Below are 19,137 nucleotides of genomic sequence, written 5' to 3' on the forward strand. Positions count from 1 at the left end.
CCCGCTCAGTCGTACCCCGCCCAGCCGTACGCCGTCCTGCTCTGTCATGCCCCTGAAGGAGTACACCGCCCATGGGAAAGCGCCGCAAGCCCAGCCCGCCGAGCCGGGCCCGTATGGCGGTCGTGACGACGGCGGTGGCCGGCGGCGCGGTGTTCTCCGCCGGGCCGGCCCTGGCCGAACCGGCGCCCGCGCTGAACTCCGTCAAGGAGCAGGTCGACCAGCTCAACGAGGAGGCCGAGCAGTCGATCGAGCGCTACAACGGCTTCCAGGAGAAGCAGCGGAGGCTGCAGGGCGAGGCCGGCCGGATCCAGGAGAAGGTGGCCCGCGGCCAGGAGGAGATGAACCAGCTGCGGACCCAGCTCGGCGCGATCGCCGCCGAGCAGTACCGCACCGGCGGCATCGACCCGTCGGTCCAGCTGATGCTCAGCTCGGACCCGGGCAGCTACCTGGACCGGGCCGCCGCACAGAACCAGGTGGTCGACTCCCAGACCGCCCTGCTCAAGCAGGCCCGCAACGATCAGCGCAGGCTCGACCAGGACCGCACCGAGGCGACCGCCATGCTCGCCCAACTCGACAGCGTCGGCACCGCCCTGGCGGAGGAGAAGAAGAAGGTCCAGGACCGGCTCGCCCAGGCCCAGGCACTGCTCAACAAGCTCAGCGCCGGCGACCGCGCCCGGGTCAACGCCCAGGACGCCGCCGCCCGGGCCTCCCGCGCCGCCGAGCGCCCCGCCTTCACCGGCCCCGCCACCGGCCGCGCCGCGGCGGCGGTCCAGTTCGCCTACGCCCAGCTCGGCAAGCCCTACGTCTGGAGCGCCACCGGCCCCAACGGCTTCGACTGCTCGGGCCTGACCGGAGCGGCCTGGCGCGCCGCCGACGTCAGGCTCCCCCGCATCTCCCAGGACCAGTGGAACGCCGGCCAGCGCATCTCCCGCGCCGACCTGCAACCCGGCGACCTGGTCTTCTTCTACCCGGACCTGCACCACGTCGGCCTCTACATCGGCGACGGCAAGATGATCCACGCCCCGCGCACCGGCAAGAACGTCGAGGTGCTCCCGATCTCCGCGATGCCCTACGTCGGCGGGGTCCGCCCGTAGACCCGCCCGGGCCGCAGACCTGCTCCCGCCGGCGGCGTGACCGACGCTCCCGTCCGGGCGACGCTCCCGTCCGGCCGACGCTCCCGCTACGGGTGCGGCGCGCAGGCCAGCAGGTAGGGCAGCACCGGGCCGGACGCGGCGGCGATGCGCCACGCGGGGGCGAACCGGCGGGCGCGCGGGCCGCCGGTCCGGCCGAGGCGCTGCACCCGGGCCAGTACCCCGGTGGAGGCCGCCGCGAGGGAGGCGCCCGGAGCGCCGCCCACCGGGGCCCCGGTGGCCAGCGCGCACAGCGCGGAGGCCAGGACCGTGGGCGGTACTTCGGCCAGCGCCGCGTCGTCGGCGGCCATCTCCAGCAGCAGCGCCACCTCGGCCCGGCCGGTCCGGGCCAGCGGCAGCGGGCCGAAGACCAGGGCGAAGGCGTCCACCCCGGCCCGCACCAGGTGGTGGCGGCCGCGGAGGTGCCCGTGCTCGTGTGCGAGGGCGGCCGCGAGCTGGCGCCCGTCCAGCAGGTCCAGCGCGCCGCGCGAGACGACCACCCGGGCCCGCCGGCCGGGCAGGCAGTAGACGGCCGGCCGGGGGTCCTCCAGGACCAGGACGTCCGACCGGCGGTCGCGGACGGCGACCAGGTCGAGGACCGCGCGGTGGCGGCGGCGCAGCCGTGCCGCGCGGAGGGCCACCCCGAGGGCCGTCGCGCCCAGGGCGGCCGCGGCCGCGGCGGGGGCCCACCACGCGGCCGGGCTCCCGGCGCCGGGAGCCGGCTCGGCGTGTGGCAACAGGCCCACCAGGCCGGCGGGTTCGTGCCCGAGCGGGGCGGCCAGGTGGTGGGCCGCCAGCAGCAGCGCGGTGACGAAGGAGGCCATCAGCGCGACCCAGACCGCCGCACCCGCCGCCGGATGCGCCTGGAGCCGGGTCGAACCCGCCAGCCGCCTCGGCAGTACCGCGCCGACCAGCAGCAGATGGAGGCCGAGCAGCGCGAGCGTCACCCGGCGTCCCCGGGGCCCTCGCCGTCCCGGTCCCTCACCCGGGCGAGCGCCGCCAGCAGGGCCGAGGCCTCGTCCCCGCTGATCCGGTCGACGAAGTGCAGCAGTGCCCCGGCCCGGTCCGGCGTGCTCTCCAGGGCCTGGTGCATCAGCTGTGCGGTGTACGCCTCCCGGGTGCAGGTCGGTTCGTAGACCCAGGCCCGGCCGACCTTGTCCCGGCGCAGCCAGCCCTTGGTGTGCAGGATGTCCGCCACGGTGGTGACGGTGGTGTACGCCACCGCCCGCTGCCGCCGGAGGTCGTCGACGATCTCCCGCACGGCCGCCGGCCGGCCCCAGGACCAGAGCCGGTCCATGATCTCGGCCTCCAGGTCACCGAACCCGCGCAGCACCTCGGCGCCCCTCTCCACACCCGCCCGACCACTCGTACCGCGCCATCGTACGGGGGGCGGCCCCGGAACCCGGCCGGGCCCTGAGGTCCCCGAACCGCTGCCGGGACCTCAGGGCCCGGTGGTCCGGCGGTCGGTCACCGCTGCTCGTCCAGCGCATCGGCCCGGGTCTCCAGGTAGCGGCGCTCGGGAATGCTCCCGGTACGCCGGGCGGCCTCCCGGAAGCTGTTCCGGGCCGCCGTCAGGTCCCCGCTCATCTCCAGCAGGTGGGCGCGGACCGCGGCGAGCCGGTGGTGGCCCTCCAGCCGGCCGTCGGACTCCAGGGTCGCCAGCAGTTCGAGCCCGGCCGCCGGGCCCTGGACCATCGCGCGGGCGACCGCGTGGTTGAGCGTCACCATCGGGCCGGGGGACATCTGCTCCAGCACCTCGTACAGGGCCATGATCTGCGGCCAGTCGGTGTCCTCGGCGTGCGCGGCCTCGCCGTGCACCGCCGCGATGGCCGCCTGCACCTGGTACGGCCCCGCCACCATCCGCGGGAGGGTCTCGGCGATCAGCGCCAGCCCCTCCTTGAGCGCGGTCTGGTCCCAGCGGGAGCGGTCCTGCTCGGCGAGCGGGACGAGGCTGCCGTCGGGCCGGGTGCGGGCCGGACGGCGGGCGTCGGTCAGCAGCATCAGCGCCAGCAGGCCCGCGACCTCGCCCTCCTCGGGCAGCAGCCGGTGCAGCTCGCGGTTCAGCCGGATGGCCTCGCGGGCGAGTTCGGGCTGCTGGAGGTCGGGGCCGCTGGTGGTGGTGTAGCCCTCGTTGAAGACCAGGTAGAGCACCTGGAGCACGACCGCCAGCCGTTCCGTGCGCTCGCTCTGCGGCGGCATCCGGAACGGCAGCCCGGTGGCCTTGATCCGCTGCTTGGCCCGGCTGATCCGCTGGGCCATGGTCGACTCGGGGACGAGGAACGCGTGTGCGATCTGCGCGGTGGTCAGACCCCCGACGGCCCGGAGGGTGAGCGCGACCTGCGAGCCGGGTGTGAGCGAGGGGTGGCAGCACAGGAACAGCAGGGTGAGCATGTCGTCCTGCTCGGCCGCCTTGGGCTCCTCGCCCGGGCCGGGTGTGACCGTCTCGTCGGCCGGGGTGAGCGCGGCGGCGGTGGCCTCCCGGCGCTGGCGGGCCTGCTCGCTGCGCAGTCCGTCGATCACCCGGCGGGCGGCCACGGTGATCAGCCACGCCCGGGGGTTGTTGGGGACGCCCTGGTCGGGCCACTGGACGGCGGCGGCCAGCAGCGCGTCCTGGACGGCCTCCTCGCAGGCATCGAAGTGCCCGTAGCGGCGGACGACCGCGCCGAGGACCTGCGGTGCCAGCGATCGGAGCAGATCCTCGACCCGGGCGTCACGGTTCATCGGCTCAACTCTCGGTATCGGCTTCGAAGACGACCTGGCGGACCTCGATGCCGGTGTACCGGGCCTCGGGGATCCGTCCGGCCAGTTCGACCGCGCGCTCCCTGGACTCGCAGTCGACCAGGTAGTAGCCGGTGAGGAACTCCTTGGCCTCCAGGTACGGGCCGTCGGTGACCGCGGGCCGGCCGCCGCGGACCCTGACCGTGGCGCTGCTGGACGGATCGGCGAGGGCCTGGGTCATCACCATCTCACCGGAGTCGAGGATGTCCTGCTGAAAGGTGGCGTGTTCGGAGAAAACGGCGTTCCGCTCTCTCTCGGACAGACCGTCCCAGACTACCGGGTTCATGTGGATCAGCAGCATGTACTTCATCTCATCATTCCTTGATCCCTTGCGCGACCGGCTGGTGCCCTGTACCTGAGACGTCGCCGCGGGCGGCCCTCCCTCGACATCCAAGCCGAGCCCACTGCACTTCGCCCGGGTTTTCGGACCATCACCGGGCCCGGCGCCTGCCGGCTCCGGCGGGGCGCGGTCACCCGGACGGTCCACGACCGCGTGCCCCCGCCTGCGCGACGGTCGTTGGGAGGCGCGGGCGCCGGACCGTACGGGTGGCCGGATCGCCCCCCGAGGAAAGGTGTGGAAGGCATGTCGCAGCTGGTGAGGGTGCAGTGCTTCAACGTGTCACGGGACGGGTTCGGTACGGGTGAGGGGCAGTCCCTGGAACGGCCCTTCGGCCACGCGGACCCCGGGCCCCTCTTCTCCTGGGCCGGTGCCACCGCGAGTTGGGTCAACCGCACCGACCCCGGCGGCACCCGCGGCCTGGACGACTACCTGACCCGCGACCACGCCCGCCCGCCGGGCGCGGTGATCATGGGGCGCAACAAGTTCGGCCCCCAGCGCGGTCCCTGGGAGAACCACGAGTGGAAGGGGTGGTGGGGCGCGAACCCGCCGTTCCACGCGCCGGTCTTCGTGCTCACCCACTACGAGCGCCCGTCCTTCACCCTGGCCGACACCACCTTCCACTTCATCGACGCGAAGCCGGCCGAGGCGCTGGAGGAGGCACAGAAGGCCGCCGGGGACCGGGACGTGCGCATCAGCGGGGGAGTCACCACCGTCCGCGAGTTCATCGACGCCGACCTGGTCGACACGATGCACTTCGCCGTCGCGCCCGTCGACCTCGGTCGGGGGGAGCAGCTCTGGAAGAGCCACACCGAGCTGCTCGACCGCTACCACCTCGACACGGTGCCCAGCTCCAGCGGAGTCACCCACCTCCTGTTCTGGCGGCGGTGACCACCGCCCCGCACCGATCGAACACACCACTTCGGCACCACTCGAACGCATTACTCGAACACGCAGCCGCAACAACCGCCGGTCCGTGGCCGGGGCTTCGGCCCCGGCCACAGCCGTCGGTCCGTCAGGGCGCCCCGACAGGCGTCCGAGGAGTAGCACGTTGGAAGAAATGACGATGTCGAATTCCCTTTCCCGGGTCCGACGTACCTGCGAGTGGCGTCGCGCGGCGCCACCCGCCCAGCGAAAGATCGGATTCCACCACCCGGCCGTTCCCCACCACGGAGAAAGAGGATTCCCATGAACTCGCCGTTACCTGCCCGAGCGGCAACACTGCCGTCGTTGGAGGGCCTGCGGGCCGTCGCCGTCGTCTTCGTCTTCGCCAGTCACGCGCTCGTCCTCGGAGCCTTCTCGGACCCGGACCCGCTCTCCGTCTTCAACACCCTGACGGGCAACGGGCGCATCGGATTCCTCGCGGTCTCGTTCTTCTTCGTCCTCAGCGGATTCGTGCTCACCTGGTCGGCCAAGCCGGGCCAGACGGCGGTCGGCTTCTGGCGGCGCAGAATGGTGCGCATCGGCCCCGCCCACGTCCTGATCGCGGTCATCGCCCTGAGCCAGTTCGCCGCCGCGGGCGAGACGATCAGGTGGGGGCCGGCCATCGCCAACCTCTTCCTGGTGCAGAACTGGTGGCCCTCCCAGAACCTGATCATGTACCAGTTCAACGGCGCGACCTGGACGCTCGCGGTGGAACTGCTCTGCTACGCGATGTTCCCGCTGCTGCTCCGGTTCGTGCGGCGGCTCAGCTACCGGGCGCTGTGGTCCTGGATCATCGGTCTCGGTGCGACCGCCATCCTGCTCCCGGTGATCAGCTACCCGCTGCTCTCGGGGTTCCCGCCGAGCCAGTTCTACCCCGCCGGATCCTGGCCCCAGCTGTGGGCGCTGTACTTCTTCCCGCCCGTCCGGTCGATCGACTTCGTGATCGGCATGTTCCTGGCCCGGATCATCGCCTCCGGGCGGTGGCCGAGGATCCGGATCATGCCGGCCGTCCTGCTGAACCTCGCGGCCTTCCTCCTGCTGTACCACCTGCCCATCCCCTTCGGGATCGCGGCGTTCTACCCCGTCCCGGCCGCGCTGCTGATCGGCGCCCTGGCCGTCCGGGACCAGTCCGGCCGCCGCACGATCCTCAGCACGCCCTTCATGGTGTGGCTCGGGGAACTGTCCTTCGCCTTCTACATCATCCACATCACCGTGATGTTCGCGGTGCACGCGGCGTTCGCGGGTGACCTGGTGGGCTACGCGCACTCCTACACCCCGACGGCGTTCAGCACGCCCGTCGCCATCCTGTTCATCATCGGCCTCTACGCCCTCTGTGTCGCGCTCGCCTGGGTGCTGCACAAGACCGTCGAGGTGCCCGCCATGCGCCGGTGGAGCCGCCCGGCGCCCCGCCCCGCGCCCAACCGTCCGAAGTCTGAGCCCCAGCCCCAGACCTGACTGACCCTCACCAGTCACCATCGGAGGAAGCCATGGCCGACGCGGCCGACCCGACCCAGTATCCCGAGCCCCCGTCCTATCCGATGCCCAGGACCTGCCCGTACACCCTGCCGGAGGGGTACCGGGACCTGCGCGAGCGACCGACCCTCGGCAAGATCAGGCTGCCCAGCGGAAAGCTCGCCTGGGCCGCGACGCGCTACGAAGACGTCAAGGCGATGCTGGGCGACGACCGGTTCAGCTCCGACCTGCGCCGCCCGGGGTACCCGCTGATGATGGACCACCAGGTCCCCGCGCCCGAGTTCTCCACCTCGCTGGTCGGGATGGACCCGCCCGAGCACACCTCGGCCCGACGCGCGGTGGCCGCCGACTTCACCCCCCGCAGCATCAGCCGCCTGCGGCCCCGGATCCAGGAGATCACCGACGAGTACGTCGACCGGCTGCTGGCCGGGCCCCGCCCCGTCGACCTCATCGAGGCCTTCGCCAACCCGGTGCCGCTGCTGGTGATCTGCGAACTGATCGGCGTCCCCTTCGCCGACCGCGCGTTCTTCCTGCGGACCTCGTTCATCCTGATGAATGCCACCACCCCCGAGGCCGGCGGCCGCGCCACCGCTGAACTCATGGGCTACATGGACAAGTTGGTCACCGACAAGGAGCGGGAGCCGACCGACGACCTGATCGGCCGGCTGGCGGCGCGGCGCGGCGAGCCGGGCGTTCCCGACCACCGCGACCTGGTGGGCATGGCCTTCATGCTGCTGATGGCCGGCCACGAGACCATCGCGAACGTCATCGGCCTGGGCGCCATGCTGCTCCTCGACCGCCCGGTGCTGCGCAAGTCCCTGATGGCCGACCCGTCGCGCTGGCCGGCGGCGGTCGACGAGCTGCTGCGCTACTTCACCATCGCCGAGATCGCCAACTCCCGGGTGGCCCTGGAGGACGTCGAGATCGGCGGGGTCCGGATCGCGGCTGGCGAGGGCGTGCTCGGCCTGACGGTCGGCGCCAACCGGGATCCGGAGCGCTTCCCGGACCCGGACGCCTTCGACATCGACCGGGTCGACCGCAGCCTGGCCTTCGGGTTCGGCGCACACCAGTGCCTCGGCCAGCACCTGGCGCGGACCGAGCTGGAGGTCACCCTGACCACCCTGTTCGAACGCATACCCGAGCTGCGGGCGGTCGAGTCCGTCGACGCGCTGCGGTTCAAGGAGCAGCACGTCAACTACGGCCTGCACGCGCTGCCGGTCACCTGGTGAGGGGGGAACCCATGCAGATCCGTACCGATCCGGACCGCTGCATCGGCGCGGGCCGGTGCTACCTCGCCGCGCCGGAGCTGTTCGACCAGGACGACCACGACGGCACGGTGGTGGTACTGGTCGACCGGGTCGCGGGCGCCCAGCTGGACGGCGCGCGGGCGGCGGTCGACGACTGCCCGACGCGCACGCTCTCCCTGGTCGAGCACTGACACCAGGTGACGACAAGGCCGGCGCGGGACCCCCGAAGGTCCCGCGCCGGCCTCGTCGTACCGGGGTGCCGCCGGGTCAGTCGCCGGTGGCGCCGCGGCTCGCCCGCTGGAAGTAGATCCCCGCCAGCAGCGCCAGCAGGACGAAGACCCCGGCGGACACGGCGGCGACGGTGTTCAGACCGTCCACGAACGCCGCGTGCGCCGTCTTCAGCAGCGCCGCGGAGGCGTCGGCCCCGAGCTGCGCGGCCTCGTCGGCGGCGCCGGCGACCGTCTCCTGTGCGCGTTCGGAGCCGATCCCGCTCATGCCGTTGCTGTAGACCGCGGAGCCGATCGTGCCGAGGACCGCCAGGCCGAGCGCACCGCCGAGGTAGTTCGCGGTCTCGGCCATCGAGGCGGCCGAACCCGCGCGCTCCGGGGGCACCGATCCCACCACCAGACCGATGCCGAGCGCGAACATCGGACCGGCTCCCAGGCCGATGACCGCGGTGCCGAGCACGATCGGCCAGGCGCCGTGGTCGCCGTTGACCCCGATCAGCACCGCCGCGCCGACCGCGGAGAGGAGCATGCCGCCGATGATCGCGGTCCGCGGCTGGATCGAACGCAGCAGGGCGGGCGTGGACATCGTCCCCACCGCCATGCAGAGCCCCATCGGGACGAACCACATGGCCGAGGCCAGCGGGGAGTAGCCGAGCACCGTCTGCAGCAGCTGGGTGACGTTGAGGGCGGTGCCCGCCAGGATCATCCCGGCCAGCGCCAGGGCGGTCAGGATCAGGGTGAAGGAGCTGTTCGCGAAGAGCCGCACGTCGAGCAGCGGGTCGTCGCCCGAGAGCTGACGGCGCACGAACACGACGCCGAACACCAGGCCGACGGCCAGCGGCACCAGGCCGGACAGGACGCTCCCGTTGCCCAGCGAGAGCACCTTGATCGCGTACACCACCGGCAGGATCGCGAGCAGGGAGAGCACGACGCTGACGAGGTCCAGGCGCCGCGCCTGCTCGGGGCGGAACTCCGGGATCACCAGCGGACCGGCGATCAGCACCACCGCCGCGACCGGGATGGCCAGCAGGAACACCGCGCCCCACCAGAACGGCACCAGCAGCACGCCGCCGAGCACGGGCCCGAGCGCCGCGCCCGTGAAGGTGCAGGTGGCCCAGATCGAGATGGCCTTCCCGCGCTGCTTGTCGTCGCGGAAGATGTTGGTGATCAGCGCGAGGGTGGAGGGCATCAGCGTCGCGCCCGCGATGCCCTGCACGCCGCGCGCCACGATCAGCATCATCGGGCTGGTCGCCCAGGCGCAGGCCAGCGAGGCCAGGGCGAACAGCGCCATGCCCGCCATCAGGAGCCGGCGGCGCCCGATCCGGTCTCCGATCGTGCCCATGGTGATCACCAGGCCGGCCACCATGAAGGCGTAGGCGTCGGTGACCCACAGCTGCTGGACGTTGCTGGCGCCGAGTTCGGCGGTGAGCCTGGGCAGCGCCAGGAACAGGACGTTCGAGTCGAGCGCGACCAGTAGCGTCGGCAGTGCGAGGATCGCGAGTGCCAGCCAGGGCCGCGCAGACGTGCGTGGGAGGTCTGTCTCCGCTGTAGTGACGGACATGGCCCGTCCTTTCGCTCATTTCGGAATGTCGCTCACTACGTTGTCGAGACAGCGGACCGATTCTTGCGCCGGTTCGGGGAACTTTTCCGCGAAACTTCTCCGCGCGGGCCGCCGCGCCGCTCGGACGGGCCCCGGCCCCGGTACTGCTGCCCGAAAAACGGATCACCGGCTGCCGATCGGGTCGGCAGCCGGTGTCAGGTCCGTGGCGAGGTCAGTGGTGGTACTCGCCGCAGTTGACGTCGAAGGTGTGGCCCGTGACGGCGCGTGCCAGGTGCGAGGCGAGGAAGATCACCACGTCGGAGGTCTCCTCCGGCGTCTGCAGCCGGCGCAGGTCCATGTCGGCGGCCACCTCCGCGTAGCCCTCCTCGACCGACAGGCCGCGCATGGCGGAGAGCTCCCCGATGAAGTCCTTCACCTTGTCGGTCCACATCGGTCCCGGCGCCACGGTGTTCACCCGGATGCCCTCCGGGCCCAGCTCGGTGGCGAGGATCTGGGCCGCCGCGAGCAGCCCCGACTTGGCGATCTTGTAGGCGCCGCAGGCGCGCTTGGAGTGCCGCAGGACCGACGAGTTGATCATCACGATCGAGCCGCGGCTGTCGCGCAGCGCCGGGGTGAACAGCTTCGAGAGCCGCAGCGCCGCGTAGACGCTGACCTCCATGCCGAGGCGGATGTCGTCCAGCTCGGTGTCGGCGAGCTCCGTGTGCGGCGGCTCCACCAGTGCGTTGTTGACCAGGGTGTCGACCCGGCCGAACTCGGCGAGGGTCGCGGCGACGAGCGCTTCGGCGGCGGCCGGATCGGTGATGTCGGTGGGTACCGCCAGGGCGCGGCGCCCGGTCTCCTCGACGGCCTTGGCCACGTCGTCGAGGTAGGAGGAGGTGCGCGCCGCGAGCACCACGTCGGCGCCGGCCCGGGCGCACCGCACGGCGAGCGTCCGGCCGAGCCCGGCGCCCACACCCGACACGACGACGACCTTGTCGCGGAGCAGCTCCGGAACCTCGATGTGTTCGTCCATGTGTCCGTCCTCTCGATGCGGGGCGCACGGAGTGCCGAAGGAAAAAGGGGAGCCCGGGGGCCTCGCGGCCCCCGGGCAGGTGCTCAGACGGACGCGCCCTCGCTGTAGACGATCGGCCGGACCTCGATGCCCAGGCCCTCGACCGCGGCGTCCGGGATCATCGCGGCGATCTCGTGGGCGCGCGCCAGGTCCTTGGCCTCGATGATGTACGCGCCGCCGACGTACTCCTTGGCCTCGGCGAACGGGCCGTCCGTCACCGCGGGCACGCCGCCGCGAACACGCACCACAGCGCTCTGGTCGTGGCCGGCCAGGGCCAGGGTCCCGACGAACTCGCCGGTCGCCTTGATCTTCTCCATGAACCCGCCGTGACCCTGGAAGACGGCGTTGCGCTCGTCCTCGGACAGCGCGGCCAGGACATCGGCGTTCGGGTACATCATGATGAGGTACTTCATGGTTCCGCTCCTTGCGACGTGAGACGCCCGCGGCGCCCCTCTACTTGTTCGTCGGCGCCGATGCGCCGTTCTCGACATGGTCGCGAAAAACTTTTTCCCGGCCCAACCGGACCGCCGGCGTCCGCTCCGCGGTGGACTCGCCGGACCGGGTGAGCCCAGTATCGGCCGCCCGGATCCCGGCGGGCTTCTCCGACCGTGCTGTGCACTCCCGGCCGGAATCCACCGCCGTGGCGGAGCATCGGCCCGGCGCTGACCTGCCGGAACACGTCGAGGGCGGCCTCCGGCGAGGTCGCCGCGGTCGGTGCCGGGGCGGGCACGGTGGCCCGACGGAAGGGCCGTGCCGCCCCCCGGCGGCACGGCCCCTGTCGGGCCACCGTGGTCAGGGGGCGGAGACCTCCGCGGGGGCCGGGAGAAGGCAGCACGCCCGGCGGACGGGTCGTGCGGTGCGGCGGGGCGGCATGGCCTTCTTCTCCGGTGGGTTGACATGACCTCAGTGGGCGGTGACAGCACGCTACTTCGCCCCCGATCATCAGATGATCGTCAGACTGTCCCGATTCTGTCCCGGCCATCGCGCCGCACCCCGCGACCGCCGCCCCCGGAACGGTGGGCCTGCGGACACGACCGCGCCGCCCCCGCGGCGGAAAGCCTGCGGAGGCGGCGCGGTCGAACGGCCCGACGCGGCCGACCCGGTGTCAGGAGGCGCGTCGCACCAGCGGTACCCGCGAGCGCGTCAGCGCCGCGGCCGCCAGCCCGGCGACGATCGGCAGGCCCAGCAGCATGAGCCCGATCGTCCCCCAGGGCGCGGCCTCCAGGGCCCCCTGCATGCCCAGGTTGAGGGTCCTCGACCGCAGCAGGCCCAGGGCCGGGACGAACCCGCTGACCGTGCCCAGCACACCCCCGAGGAAGGCGATCAGCGCACACTGCAGGGCGGCCAGGGTGCGGCGGATCAGGGGCGGGGCGCCGACCGCGGCCAGCGTCGCCTGGTCCTGCCGGGAGTCGGCGGCCGCCAGGCCGGTCGCGATGCCGGCGGCGCCGAGCACCACCAGGGCGGCGAAGCCGGTCAGCGCGAGGGACATCAGGTCGTCCTTCGGCTGGTAGCCGCGCTCCACCTCCAGCCGGGCGAGCCGGTCCAGCCGGGCCGTCGCGGCCTCGGCACGCTGCTGCGTCCGGTCGTCCGGCGGCGTGGCGGGCAGCCACACCGAGCCGGTGGGCTCGGGGCTGAGCCCGGCCTTCTGGACGGTGGCCGGGCCCACCAGGCCGGAGCCGAAGCGGGCGGCCGACGCGTTCTCGACCAGCACCGCCTCCACACCGACCTCCTGGAGCTCGGGCTTGGGGGCCTCGCCGGGCTTGGTCGCCCCGCCGCTGCCGCGCAGTTCGAGCACGGCCTTGCCGTCGTGCAGGTACGCACGGTCGAACACGACGGCCTTGCCCGCGGCGAGCGCCTGCTCGGCGGCCTGGTCCTGCACGCCGAACTGGTTGTGCAGCACGGCCGCGTCGCCGACGACCAGCTTCCCCGGGTCGACCCAGCGCTTCGTCGCCGGCTCGCCGCCCTTGAGGTTGACGGTGCTGGAGCAGTTGTCGCAGAACCGGTAGACGGCCTGGTAGAGGTCGGCGCGGGCGCCGAGGCCCGGCATCTCCTGCTCCATCGCACTGCGCAGCTGCGGCAGTTCGGGGGCCTTGCCGACCACCGTCAGCGTGACGGCTCCGTTCGGGGTCTGCGGGCGGTAGTCGTGGCGGCCCTCGGCGTCCATGCCGCTGGTGTAGAGGCCGACGGCGACGGAGCCGGCGACGGCGGCCATCACCGCCGCGACGGCGGGGGCGGTCCGGGAGCGGTGGCGGGCCGAGTCGCGCAGGGCGAGTCGGGGCCCGATCGGGAGGTGGCGGGCGAGCCGCCCGAAGAGCGAGACCAGCAGCGGGGTGCAGGCGAGCAGGCCGAGTTCGGCGGTGGCGGCGCCGCCCAGCACCGCGAGGGTGCGGGCGTCGAACCCGCCGGCCACCGGTTCGCCCGGCACACCGGTGCGGGTGACGGCGCCGAACAGGGCGAGCGCGCCGCCGCCGAGCAGCATCAGCACGCCGAGCAGGGTGGTCCAGCGGTTCGGCGGGCGGACGGTGTCGCGGCCGCTGAGGCCCGCGGTGACGCTGCGCCGGGCCGCCTGCACGGCGGGCAGCGCGGCGGCCAGCAGGGCGGTGAACAGGCCGATGCCGGCGATGGCCAGCAGGTCGACCGGCGGCACGGCGAAGTGGCCGAAGCGGCTGCCGCCGGCCCGCTCGATCCACGGCCGCAGCAGCGCGACCAGACCGGTGCCGAGGACGACACCCGCGAGGGCGCCGGCCAGTCCGAGGACGACCCCGGCGCCGAGCACCACCGCGCCGACATGGGCGCGGTTGCCGCCGGCGGCGCCGAGCAGGGCGAGCTGGCGGCGCGAGCGGCGGGCGCCGACCGCGAAGGCGGGGCCGGCCAGCAGGGCGACCTCCAGCAGCGCCATGCCGGTGACGGTGCCCACCGCGAGCTTGGTGGTGTCCGGGGCGGACGTCTCGGCGTACCGGAAGGCGTGCTCGAAGTAGGGGACGGCCGACCGGGCGGGCGGGTCGAGGGCGATGGCGCGCGAGGTGACGGTGTAGCCGTACCGGTTGAACTCCTGGACCTTGGCCCAGTCGATCGTGGCGCCGGCCGGGAGCTTGACCAGCCAGGTCTGCTTGGCCGGCGGGGCCTCGGAGGGCGCGGTCTTCGCGGCGGCCTCGCTCGCGGCGAGCGGGTCGATCAGCTCTCCGGGGCGGCCGACGAGCTCGACCTTCCGCAGGTCGTCGGGGTGCTCGATGACGCCGGTGATGGTGAAGGGGGTCTTCTCCAGGCCCTTGAGCGCGGTGGAGCCGCCGAGCGCGAGGCCGGACCGGTCGAGGAAGGCCCGGGTGACGGCCGCCTCGTGCGGGGCGCTGGGGACGCGCCCGTCGACCAGGTCGAGCCGTCCGGTCCACACCGGGTTGGTCAGGTCGGCCTCGGTCGTGGTGGTGCGCAGCAGGCCCTCGCGGGAGCCGGCGCTCGCCTCCGGGCCGGGCCGGGCGCCGATGAGGGTGCTGCCCTTGGGCAGCAACCCGGTGACCAGGGCGGCGGGGTCGGTGCTCGCGCTCCTGGTCTCCTCGGGCGTGGCGGCCTTGCCCTGCGGGACCTGGGTGACGAGGGTGCCGTCCTCGGCGAACGGCGCCTGCTCGATCGTCCGGCCGAGCGAGAAGCTGCTGATCAGGGCGTCGGAGCCGCCCATCAGCCGCTCGACCCGCTCGGTGGGGGTGAGCTGGCCGCTGCGGTGGACGATGTCGGCGCCGGCGACGCCGAGGACGGGCAGCGCGACCATGGCGACGACGAGGGCGCTGCGGCCCTTGGCGCGCAGGGCGTCGCGGCGGGCGATGCGCAGGGCGACCCTGACGGCACTGAGCTTCACCGGGTCACCCCGCTCTGCCCGTAGCCGCCGAGCCGCGCCGACGCGTCGGGGGTGACGTTCATGCTCTCGTTCACGATCAGGCCGTCGCGCAGGTAGACCACGCGGTCGGCCCAGGCGGCGTGGGCCGCCTCGTGGGTGACCATCACCGCGGCGGCACCGGCGTTGCAGCGGGCGCGCAGGACGGCGAGGACGGCCTCGCCGGTGGCGGAGTCGAGGGCGCCGGTGGGCTCGTCGGCGAGCAGCAGGCGGCGCTCGCCGATCAGGGCGCGGGCGATGGCCACGCGCTGCTGCTGGCCGCCGGACATGTCGTCGGGGAAGCGGTCGGCGAGCTCGGGGATCCCGAGCTCCTTCAGGGCGGCGAGGGCCTCGCGGCGCACCGAGCGGCCGGAGGCGCCGTCGAGCTCGCGGGGCAGCGTGATGTTCTCCGCGGCGGTGAGGGCCGGGATCAGGTTGTAGTCCTGGAAGACGTAGCCGATCGAGCGGCAGCGGACCGCGGCCAGCTTCCGGCGGCTCAGCCCGCCGAGGGCGGTGCCCTCGACCAGGACCTGGCCGGTGCTCGGGCTGTCCAGGCCGCCCGCCAGCGTCAGCAGGGTGGACTTGCCGGAGCCGGACGGGCCCATCACGGCGACGAACTCGCCCGGGTGCACCAACAGGTCGATGCCGCGCAGTGCCTGCACCTCGGACGCGCCCTGGCCGTGGACCCGGGTGACGTTGTCCAGGTGCAGCACGGTGTTGCTGGTACGTCCGGAACGGCCGGTCGGATCGGTGTGGGACACACTTCCCCCTCAGTTTCGTGGTCCGACCCTCGTTCAGGCGGACTGCATATGTCGGGTGACTATATATGCAGGACGGTGACTAGTCAGCCCCCGGTTCCGGGTCGCCGCGGAATTCCGTCGCCGCGGGGTCCGGCCGGGAGAGGGCCTGCGGCGGCCTCGGCGGCGGCCTCGGCGGGGGGCTCTGGCCGAACGGGCGGGCGGCCGACGGAAAACCGTCCGAACGGCTGGAACCCCGGGCGGCCGCCGCCCGACTGGTGGATCGGGCACCTCCGGGCGGCGGCGCCGGCCCGGGCCACCCGGGGCCGGACACCGACCCGCGTGCCCCGCCGGCTCCACCCACGGTCCGACCCGCCACAAGGCCCGTCACAGGCCCGCCACAAGGAGTGCACGCACATGTGCGGAATCACCGGCTGGGTGTCCTTCCACCAGGACGTCCGCCAAAGCGCCCCCGTCATCGAGGCGATGACCGCGACCATGGCCCTGCGCGGGCCCGACGCAGGAGGGGTCTGGATCGGCCCGCACGCGGCCCTCGGCCACCGGCGACTGTCCGTCATCGACCTCGACGGCGGCGCCCAGCCCATGGCCGACGTCCGGGACGACCCCGCAACGGTGCTGACCTACAGCGGCGAGGTCTACAACCACCACCAGCTGCGCGCCGAACTCCAGGCCAGGGGACACCGGTTCGCGACCCGCAGCGACACCGAGGTGGTGCTGCGCGCCTACCAGGAATGGGGCGACGCCCTGGTCGACCGGCTGGAGGGCATGTACGCCTTCGCGATCTGGGACGAGCGCGCCGAACGGCTGCTGCTGGTCCGCGACCGACTCGGCGTCAAACCGCTGTTCTGGGCCGAGGTCGACGGCGGACTGGTCTTCGGCTCCGAGCCCAAGGCGCTCTTCGCGCACCCCGGCCTCACCCCGACCGTGGACGCCGACGGACTGCGCGAGGCCTACAGCCTGCTCTTCAACACCGGACCCACCGTCTGGGCCGGCGTGCGCGAGGTCCACCCCGGCGCCCTGCTCGTCCTCGACCGCGGCGGCGTCCGCGAGCGCCGCTACTGGGAGCTCCAAGCCCGCCCGCACACCGACGACCTGGACACCACCGTCGAGCAGGTCCGCTCGCTGGTCAACCGCGCCGCCCGGGCCCAGCTGGAGGCCGACGTCCCGCTCTGCAGCCTGCTCTCCGGCGGCCTGGACTCCACCGTCGTCACCGCCCTGGTCGCCGACGAACTCCGCCTCGCCGAGGGCCCCGAGGCCCGGCTGCGCTCCTACGCCGTCGACTACAGCGACCAGGCCGAGCAGTTCACCGGCGACGTGCTGCGCACCGGCCACGACACCCCGTTCGCCGCCGAGGCCGGGGCCTTCATCGGCAGCGACCACTCCACCGTCGTCCTCGACCCGCGCACCCTGCTCGACATCGAGCACCGCCGGGCCGTCGTCGTCTCGCGCGACTCGCCGATCGGCGTCGGCGACATGGACACCTCGCTCTACCTGCTGTTCGGCGAGATCCGCAAGCACTCCACCGTCGCCCTCTCGGGCGAGGCCGCGGACGAGGTGTTCGGCGGCTACCCGTGGTTCCACAACCCCAAGGCGCTCGCCGCGCAGACCTTCCCGTGGCTGCTGGTCACCGGCGACGAGGCCGCCATGCCGATCAACCCGGACCTCGCCGCCCACCTGCGGATCGGCGAGTTCCGCGACGACACCTACCGCAGCGCGCTCGCCGCCGTCCCCCACCTGGACGACGAGAGCCCCGCCGAACACCGGCAGCGCGAGATGCAGCACCTCTCGCTGACCCGCTGGCTGCGCCAGCTGCTGCACCGCAAGGACCGCCTGTCGATGGCCCAGGGCCTGGAGGTACGGGTGCCCTACTGCGACCACCGGCTCGTCGAGTACGCCTTCAACGCCCCCTGGGCGATGAAGAGTTACGACGGCCGGGAGAAGAGCCTGCTGCGCGCCACCGGCCAGGGCCTGGCCCCCGACTCGGTGCTCTGGCGCCCCAAGAACCACTACCCGGCCACCCACCACGCCGACTACAACAGCGGCCTGCAGCAGCTCGCCCGCGAGGCGCTGGACGCGCCGCACGTGCGCGACATCGCCGACGAGACCGTCATCAAGGCCAGCCTCGACACCCCGGCCGACCAGCTGCAGTGGGGCCACCGGCTGCGACTGGAGCGGGTGGTCGACCTCGCCCTCTGGCTGGACCACCACCGCCCCGCGCTCGCCTTCTGACCTGCGGCGGCCTCCGCGAGCCGGCGATCCCGCGATCCCAGGGCGCGGAGGCCCCGCACGTCGGACCGGGTGCGACCGGCGCCGGCGCCCGCAGGACGGACGCGACGCGCCCGGGCGGCGCTCGCCCGACCCGGCCCGCGGAGCGTAGAACGGGGTGCCGGGGATCCCCGGGGGCGCACGACGGGAGGACGCGTGGTGGAGCGCAGGTGGTCGGCCGGGGTACGGCGGATGGTGACGCCCGAGCGCCACGGTCCGTTGGTGCCGATGCTGTTGCTGCTCACCCTCGGCACCGGCACGGTGGACGCGGTCAGCTTCCTCGCGCTCGGCCACGTGTTCGTCGCCAACATGACCGGGAACGTCATCTTCCTGGGCTTCGCGCTGGCCGGCACGGCGGGCCTGTCCGCGACCTCCTCGCTCACGGCGCTGGCCGCCTTCCTGGCGGGCGCCCTCGCGGGCGGCCGCTTCTGCGAGCGCCGGCCCGTCCACCGGGGCCGGACCCTGGTCGCCGCGATGGCGGTCCAGGCGGGGCTGGTGGCGGCCGCCGTGGTGCTGGAGGCCGTGGTCGGCCACGGCGCCACCCCGGTCCGCCACACCCTGATCGCCCTGCTGGCCTTCGCGGTCGGCCTGCAGAACGCGGTCGTGCGTCACCTCAGGGTGCCCGACCTGACCACCACCGTGCTCACCATGACCCTGACGGCCCTGGCCGCCGACCGCGCGGGCCTGCGCCGGATCGCCTCGGCGGTCTCGATGTTCACCGGCGCGCTGCTCGGCGCCCTGCTCGTCCTGCACGTGAGCGTGACCACCGCGCTGGTGGTGGCACTCGCCCTGGTGGTCGCGGTCGCCGTGCTCACCCGCCGCGCCTGCGCCGCCCGCCCGGGCGCACCCGATCCCGCCTGGACCCGCCCGCCGGGGGCCTGAGCCCAGGAACGGAGGGCCCAGCCGCGGAGCCGGGACCTGAGCCCAGGCGTGGAGGGATCAGGGGCGGGTGGCCAGGAAGGCCTCCATCTCGACGCCGTACCAGCGGTCGGTGCGCCCGAGCGGGGCCATGCCGAGGCGGCGGCAGACCGCGGCCGAGGGCCCGTTGTCCGGGCGGACGACGGCGTGGATGCCGGTGAGGCCCTCCGCGAAGCCCTTGGCGAGCGCGCCGCGGGCGGCCTCGGTGGCGAAGCCGTGGCCCCAGGAGTCCGGGTGCAGGTGCCAGCCGACCTCGACCCGGCCCTCCTCGGTGCGGCCGTCGCCGTCGGGCAGCGGGACGAGCAGGACCGAGCCCACGACCTCGCCGCTGTCGTGCCGCTCCAGCGCCCACACCCCGTAGCGGGGGTCGGCGGACCGCTCCCGCCAACGGGCGATCAGGGCGGGTACCTCGGTGGGGGACTCCAGCGCGCGGGGCCGGGCGCCGAGCCAGCGCATGACCTCCCAGCGGGAGTAGATGTCGTAGGCGCGCTGCTCGTCGCCGTCCTCCCAGAGTCGGGCGGTCAGTCGCTCGGTGCGGAACACGATCGGTCTCCTGGGGGTGGGTGCGGTGACTGTGGTCGGGGCCCGTCGAAACCGCGGGCG

The 19,137-nt window shown here is 73.5% G+C and carries 17 protein-coding genes; 7 read left to right on the forward strand and 10 right to left on the reverse strand.

All coding sequences use genetic code 11. The features are described from left to right. The first annotated feature begins 71 nt into the window (after positions 1-71). Positions 72-1,094, forward strand: coding sequence for an NlpC/P60 family protein (locus ACFVVX_RS07985; RefSeq protein WP_387942655.1), 1,023 nt, complete (start codon positions 72-74; stop codon positions 1,092-1,094). 86 nt (positions 1,095-1,180) lie between these two features. Here the strand turns inward: ACFVVX_RS07985 and ACFVVX_RS07990 are convergent, their stop codons facing one another. The 4 genes from ACFVVX_RS07990 to ACFVVX_RS08005 form a co-directional block, all read right to left on the reverse strand. After that, the gene (locus ACFVVX_RS07990; RefSeq protein WP_387942657.1) at positions 1,181-2,077 is read right to left on the reverse strand and encodes a M56 family metallopeptidase; all 897 of its coding nucleotides are present in this window, start codon (positions 2,075-2,077) and stop codon (positions 1,181-1,183) included. Continuing rightward, positions 2,074-2,460, reverse strand: coding sequence for a BlaI/MecI/CopY family transcriptional regulator (locus tag ACFVVX_RS07995; protein ID WP_387942933.1), 387 nt, complete (start codon positions 2,458-2,460; stop codon positions 2,074-2,076). The genes ACFVVX_RS07990 and ACFVVX_RS07995 overlap by 4 nt, the downstream gene beginning before the upstream one ends. 137 nt (positions 2,461-2,597) lie before the next feature. Further along, positions 2,598-3,851, reverse strand: coding sequence for an RNA polymerase sigma factor (locus ACFVVX_RS08000; protein WP_387942659.1), 1,254 nt, complete (start codon positions 3,849-3,851; stop codon positions 2,598-2,600). Positions 3,852-3,855: 4 nt separating this feature from the next. Continuing rightward, positions 3,856-4,218, reverse strand: coding sequence for a YciI family protein (locus tag ACFVVX_RS08005; RefSeq protein WP_387942663.1), 363 nt, complete (start codon positions 4,216-4,218; stop codon positions 3,856-3,858). A gap of 273 nt (positions 4,219-4,491) precedes the next feature. On the opposite strand from ACFVVX_RS08005, the gene ACFVVX_RS08010 reads away from it, so the two are divergent. The 4 genes from ACFVVX_RS08010 to ACFVVX_RS08025 all read left to right on the forward strand — a co-directional run bounded on the left by ACFVVX_RS08010 (position 4,492) and on the right by ACFVVX_RS08025 (position 8,080). Beyond that, a complete protein-coding gene (locus tag ACFVVX_RS08010) occupies positions 4,492-5,136 on the forward strand; it encodes a dihydrofolate reductase family protein (protein WP_387942665.1) in 645 nt (214 codons plus the stop codon). Positions 5,137-5,475: 339 nt separating this feature from the next. Beyond that, positions 5,476-6,624, forward strand: a complete 1,149-nt coding sequence (locus tag ACFVVX_RS08015; RefSeq protein WP_387942667.1) for an acyltransferase family protein — start codon at positions 5,476-5,478, stop codon at positions 6,622-6,624. A gap of 32 nt (positions 6,625-6,656) precedes the next feature. Next, the gene (locus ACFVVX_RS08020) at positions 6,657-7,871 is read left to right on the forward strand and encodes a cytochrome P450 (RefSeq protein WP_387942669.1); all 1,215 of its coding nucleotides are present in this window, start codon (positions 6,657-6,659) and stop codon (positions 7,869-7,871) included. Positions 7,872-7,882: 11 nt separating this feature from the next. After that, a complete protein-coding gene (locus tag ACFVVX_RS08025) occupies positions 7,883-8,080 on the forward strand; it encodes a ferredoxin (RefSeq protein WP_387942671.1) in 198 nt (65 codons plus the stop codon). A gap of 76 nt (positions 8,081-8,156) precedes the next feature. Here ACFVVX_RS08025 and ACFVVX_RS08030 read toward each other — a convergent pair whose 3' ends face one another. The 5 genes from ACFVVX_RS08030 to ACFVVX_RS08050 form a co-directional block, all read right to left on the reverse strand. Further along, on the reverse strand, positions 8,157-9,677 hold the full coding sequence (locus tag ACFVVX_RS08030) for an MFS transporter (RefSeq protein ID WP_387942673.1): 1,521 nt from the start codon (positions 9,675-9,677) through the stop codon (positions 8,157-8,159). 211 nt (positions 9,678-9,888) lie between these two features. After that, positions 9,889-10,689: an SDR family oxidoreductase gene (locus ACFVVX_RS08035; protein ID WP_387942675.1), complete on the reverse strand. Its 801-nt coding sequence runs from the start codon at positions 10,687-10,689 to the stop codon at positions 9,889-9,891. An 83-nt stretch (positions 10,690-10,772) separates the two neighbouring features. Continuing rightward, a complete protein-coding gene (locus ACFVVX_RS08040) occupies positions 10,773-11,141 on the reverse strand; it encodes a YciI family protein (protein WP_387942677.1) in 369 nt (122 codons plus the stop codon). A 692-nt stretch (positions 11,142-11,833) separates the two neighbouring features. Continuing rightward, entirely contained in the window at positions 11,834-14,578 is a 2,745-nt protein-coding gene (locus ACFVVX_RS08045) for an FtsX-like permease family protein (RefSeq protein ID WP_387942679.1), read from the reverse strand. Then, on the reverse strand, positions 14,575-15,354 hold the full coding sequence (locus ACFVVX_RS08050) for an ABC transporter ATP-binding protein (protein WP_387942681.1): 780 nt from the start codon (positions 15,352-15,354) through the stop codon (positions 14,575-14,577). Before ACFVVX_RS08050 ends, ACFVVX_RS08045 begins: the two co-directional genes overlap by 4 nt. Positions 15,355-15,747: 393 nt before the next feature. On the opposite strand from ACFVVX_RS08050, the gene asnB reads away from it, so the two are divergent. Further along, positions 15,748-17,580: an asparagine synthase (glutamine-hydrolyzing) gene (gene asnB, locus ACFVVX_RS08055; protein ID WP_387942683.1), complete on the forward strand. Its 1,833-nt coding sequence runs from the start codon at positions 15,748-15,750 to the stop codon at positions 17,578-17,580. 228 nt (positions 17,581-17,808) lie between these two features. Further along, entirely contained in the window at positions 17,809-18,498 is a 690-nt protein-coding gene (locus ACFVVX_RS08060) for a DUF1275 family protein (RefSeq protein ID WP_387942935.1), read from the forward strand. 57 nt (positions 18,499-18,555) lie between these two features. Here the strand turns inward: ACFVVX_RS08060 and ACFVVX_RS08065 are convergent, their stop codons facing one another. Next, entirely contained in the window at positions 18,556-19,077 is a 522-nt protein-coding gene (locus ACFVVX_RS08065; RefSeq protein WP_387942685.1) for a GNAT family N-acetyltransferase, read from the reverse strand. Positions 19,078-19,137 lie beyond the last annotated feature (60 nt).

This window comes from Kitasatospora sp. NPDC058170, assembly GCF_042883905.1.
Taxonomy (GTDB): domain Bacteria; phylum Actinomycetota; class Actinomycetes; order Streptomycetales; family Streptomycetaceae; genus Kitasatospora.